The organism is Mesorhizobium sp. M1A.F.Ca.ET.072.01.1.1, from assembly GCF_004023325.1.
GTDB lineage: Bacteria > Pseudomonadota > Alphaproteobacteria > Rhizobiales > Rhizobiaceae > Mesorhizobium.
Genome location: NZ_RZSF01000812.1, coordinates 1 through 385, shown reverse-complemented (window position 1 = coordinate 385; position 385 = coordinate 1). Strand labels below are relative to the sequence as shown.

General features: G+C 68.6%; 1 protein-coding gene. It reads left to right on the top strand.

Annotation, left to right across the window (positions count from 1 at the left end):
- Positions 1-385: flavin reductase family protein (locus EOA32_RS38165; protein ID WP_145971554.1), on the top strand; the 385-nt coding region annotated here is incomplete at both ends.

The window sequence follows — 385 nt, the reverse complement described above, 5'->3', positions numbered from 1 at the left end:
GAGAAGGACAGCGCCACCTTCGCCGAGGAGACCGGCGAGTTCGTCGCCAATCTGGTCAGCCGCGAGCTGGCGCAGAAGATGAATCGCACTGCGGTCGACGCGCCGCGCGGCGTCAGCGAATTCGGTTACGCCGATCTCACCATGGCGCCGTCGCGCCTCGTCGCGCCGCCCCGGGTGGCCGAGGCGCCCGCCGCGCTCGAATGCCGGGTGACCGAGATCATCCGGCCGCGCGCGCTCGATGGCACGCAGACCAGTGCCGTCGTCGTCGCCGGCGAGGTGGTCGGAATCCACATCGACGACGCTTACCTGAAGGACGGCATGTTCGACATCGTCAGAGCCGGCAATGTCGGCCGGCTCGGCTACATGGACTATGCCAGCGTCGACC